Source organism: Phormidium sp. CCY1219 (genome assembly GCF_055795085.1).
The window spans coordinates 1-3,989 of the sequence record NZ_JAYFEQ010000205.1 but is presented as its reverse complement, the minus strand read 5'-3'; the positions used below and the strand labels follow the sequence as shown (position 1 = coordinate 3,989).

3 protein-coding genes are annotated in these 3,989 nt (G+C 52.2%); 2 read left to right on the top strand and 1 reads right to left on the bottom strand.

The genetic code is table 11. The features are described from left to right. Window positions 1-305: 305 nt before the first annotated feature. The gene (locus AC0QH1_RS01450) at window positions 306-2,084 is read right to left on the bottom strand and encodes a P-loop domain-containing protein (RefSeq protein ID WP_324628970.1); all 1,779 of its coding nucleotides are present in this window, start codon (window positions 2,082-2,084) and stop codon (window positions 306-308) included. Between the two features lie 103 nt (window positions 2,085-2,187). Here AC0QH1_RS01450 and AC0QH1_RS01445 point away from each other — a divergent pair, with 103 nt between their 5' ends. Both AC0QH1_RS01445 and AC0QH1_RS01440 read left to right on the top strand, forming a co-directional pair. Continuing rightward, window positions 2,188-2,328, top strand: a complete 141-nt coding sequence (locus tag AC0QH1_RS01445) for a hypothetical protein (protein ID WP_324628969.1) — start codon at window positions 2,188-2,190, stop codon at window positions 2,326-2,328. A 273-nt stretch (window positions 2,329-2,601) separates the two neighbouring features. Then, window positions 2,602-3,921 carry a serine hydrolase gene (locus tag AC0QH1_RS01440; RefSeq protein WP_324628968.1) on the top strand — a complete coding sequence of 440 codons (1,320 nt, stop codon included), beginning with the start codon at window positions 2,602-2,604 and terminating at the stop codon, window positions 3,919-3,921. Window positions 3,922-3,989 lie beyond the last annotated feature (68 nt).

The following is a 3,989-nucleotide window of genomic DNA, read 5'->3' as shown; positions in this document are numbered from 1 at the left end:
GGTTTAGGCTGGTCAGGTGGTTAGAAGTACAAGCCCCTGGCTTTAGATATGGGGTTGGTTTCTACGGAGTCCCTGACCTGGTTTCCCCTGGTTCCACCCCTTCGCTTATGGAATGCTTATCCGATTTTAATTGAAGGAGGGGACAGATTGCCCAGAGCGATCGCCTAATCCTTTGGCAGCGGATCCTCTCAACCCCCTGCTGAATTGGCGGCGGAGGGTCTCGAGGCACCCCGCTTCCCGAATAATCATTTCTGGGGTGCCCAGACTCAGTTTGAGAAGGAGTTTAAGGCGCAGTTGGTTGCCATTTAATTCGACTCCTCTCCGTATAAATCTTCCCACAAATTATCCACGATCGCCTGTTCGATATCGGGTAGGGAAACCCCGGCTTGTTGCACGGTTCTCCGGTTAAACAAAAAGTCTTGAAAGCTTTTGTGATAAATACTATACCCCCAATCTCCATTCAGGGGACGAACCCGCAAAAATTGTTCCCACTGGTCGAGTACCTCCTGCACGTCGAGGGGGTCTTCCTCGGCAAAATCCGCCAGCAAATTGCACGAAACCGGTTTGCGGGTTTTGGACAATAAATAAATAATTTTCAGCTTTCTGCGCGGTAGGGGTTTGGCCGTCATCCCCATCCGTTGCCAGTGTTGTTCGTAATACTTCTGCAAGCCTTGGGGCAAGGTTGCTAAGTTCAAATTGGCATAATCTCCCTTCTCGATATCGTCCAAAACGTACTTTAAGTACATAAAATTCCCTTCGCTGTTGCGGGTCAGCACTGCGGTGAAGTCTGCTAGGGTGACATGGCGCGCTTCCATCCACTGGCTCACGGTTGCACGGGCGGCGCGATCGCGAATAAACCGCTGGATATCTCGTAAATTCTCCTCCCGATGTCTCTCGTCCATCAAGTCAAATACCTGCTGGGGTGCAGACACCACAAACGGCAAATTTTCCGGGCGTTTGGTGAGGATGAAATACACCCCATCGGGCAAGGTAGTAGGCAGATAAAGCACGTTGGCTCCGGGGCTATTTTGCGTGGTTAAATCCACTTCATCCAAGGCATCTACGGCGATTTCCACTCTGCCTGTTTTTGCCGCTACTTCTGTGAGCAATTTACTCAAAAAGTTGCCGTTGCGAGCATTATCCGGATGCAAGGGCAAGGAGTAGTTTAAATCGTAACGCTGGATGAGTTGGGCGCAAACGCTTTTGAGGAAGTCATCGGCGCGGGTTCTGCCTTCGGACATGATGTTAAAATAGGCCAGACACCCGGTTTGCCGCACGTATTGCGCCAGCAAAGCAGTTTTGCCCACGCCAGGGTCTGCTTCGACGATAAAATACCCTTTCGATTTGGTTTGCATAAAGTTTTGAATCGCGGTAAAGACGAATTCTCGTCCGATGAATTCGGCGGTTTTTTCGTTAATATATGAGGCAAAGTCTGCCGGCACCGATTGGGGGGGTTTTAAGGCGGTTATCAATTCATCAAAGCGGCGATCGATGCCGCGAGATGAGGCCAAAAAGGCATCCACGCCTTCATCGAGTCTGGTGCGAATGTCCCCCAGTTGGCGATCGAGATGGGCCACCCGTTGCCCGGTTTGTGCGAGCATATCGTGGATTAAGCTGCGAAACACTTCCGGATCCTGTTTGATTTCGAGGCGGAAATAATGCACCAATTGCGGCAGGTATAACCCGCGAAATGCCCGCACCAAGACTGGCGGCGCTTCTCGCAACCAGTGGTGTTTTCTTGACAAGCGCTGCATCAACCGATCTGCGATCGCCTCCTGTGCCACCGGGGCCAAACTCGCCTCACTTCCGGGCATTTCACCTCCCTGCACCATGCCTAAAATCACCTTACCGTCTTCCCGCAGTCTGTCCAATCGTGCTACAATAACCAAATACTCCCGTTCCCACTCGGGCACGCCCTGGCAATAGGTGCGAATCTGCCTCAAGGCGTTCTGATGTGCCTGCAGCAGCGCTGTATCGATTCCCGGATTGTTCTCCCGTGCTTTTCTCTGCGCCCACTGGCGCACTTCGCTTGTCCCTTCCCCCACCACCGCGCTGGCAAATAACATCAAAATGTCCACTAGCATAGGGTTCCCTCGCATTTAACACAAATTAGGTCAATTGTCAACCGATTTGATGAAATTGTCAAGTCCTTGACCTGGAACACCCCGATCGCAGCGGGAGATCGAATTGCTGCGTCGCCAAGGGGAGAAATGCGACTGTGCTATGGAGCGATCGCAATTGTATCGATTGCCGATCGCGGTGAGGTGCGCGACTCTCGGTTCCCAATGGGTGGGAGAATTGCAGCGGCAGACTTTAAAAGTGAGCTAAAGTGAGGTGAGGGGAGTTTCGGGAATCCAAGCGTCTCACTTGCGTGTGCGAGAGTAGCGATCGCCGTGATGTGCTAATCCCATTTTTCTAAACCCTGGGTGGAGTTCTACATCTAGGAGAGGGTGGGGCAACCAACGGAACAAATCGAGTCGCCTGGGCGGTTAGAGTTTTTTTGCACCCGCAACAGCCTGCCGGCCAAAAAAATCCCCTGACGCATTGCCCAAGATTGAGTACAATAGCGATGCTACGGTTTTTAGTGGTGTGAGGTAGCACGTGCATCGGCACAGAGGCAAGCAAAAACGAAATCGAGGAATCGCGATCGCCTTAACCAGTTCGGTGGCGCTGTTGGCGGGGATTTGGATACCCAACCCGCAAGCTAAATCGCCACCGTCGGTTTGCCCGTCGCCGGAAGCGGCCCCCAGAGATTCTGGGGCAGAGGACTCCCGGGTGGCGGCGGATCCATCTTGCGGCGATCGCCCATCGGCGTCTTCCCAGAGGTCGGAATTTCTCCCCTTGGTGCAACACTCCAATACTCTGTTGCAGCAGGTTCAAACAGCAGAACGCAAAATTAGCAAGCAACTCAATGGCAAACCCTACTGGGAAGAGGCCCTAACTCTGGCATCGGAGGCGGTGGCGTTGGCAAAAACCGACGATCCCGCCATCGATAGGTTACAAGAAATTAAATCCCTCTGGTCCGAGGCGATCGCGTCTCTGCGTCAGGTTCCCCCGGACTCAGACTACGGCGATCGGGCCGCCGCCAAAATCCGGGAATACCAAACCTACTACAACGCGATCGCCTACGCCCTAGAAGTCGCCCAATCGGACTTTTTAATTCCCATTGCCCAAAACAGTGGCCTTTCGTCGCGGGTGAAAATTACCATTTGCCACGTGACTAGCCGCATTTGTCGGCGTCTGCGCGGGAACGAACCGGCCCGGGATGCAGCCAGTTTAATGAAAGTCCCGATCGCCGTGGCGCTGATGCACAAATTGACCACGGAAAAAATGCGTTTGGACGCGCCAATTTATGTGGATCCGGGCAACTACACGGAAGATGCGTCGCCGATTCGTGTGGGTCGAAATTACCCGATGGAAGAACTGTTAAAAGAAGCGATCGCCCACAGCAGCAACATTGCCCCCAACCAAATCATCGATTATCTCGGCTGGGATTACATCAATCAAGTGTTGCAAAAACGCGGCTTTGAAATTACCCGGGTTTACTCTAAATTTGTGGGCAATCGGACCTATCCCCAAAATGTGGCGATCGGAAGCAACCAAACCACCAGCGACGAACTCACCGAGATGATGCTGCAAATTTACAATCGCGAACATCTCGGGGATGAAATTCTGATTCGCGCCTTAGAAGACCAATACGATCGCGCTTTGGGCTTTGCCGGCATCAAAGTGGGTTTTGGCAATTGGTTGGGGGAAAAAACCGGTCAAACGTCCCGGGTTTTGGGCACCACCTTGGCGATGAATTTATTCGGCGAAACCTACGTCATCACGGTCATTGATGATGGATTTTACAGCGAACCGAGCATTCGCCGATTTATTACGGAAATTTCCGAGCATATTTTCCGTAGCGGACAACTTTGATACTCCCTACGGATAAATCCGAGGGATTCTTAAAGAGTCCAAAGTCGGACTTTTAAAGGCGCTTTTCC

Coding starts and splice junctions, on each gene's coding strand:
- AC0QH1_RS01450 (WP_324628970.1), bottom strand. CDS start 2,084: ATGCTAGTGGACATTTTGATGTTATTTGCCAGCGCGGTGGTGGGGGAA.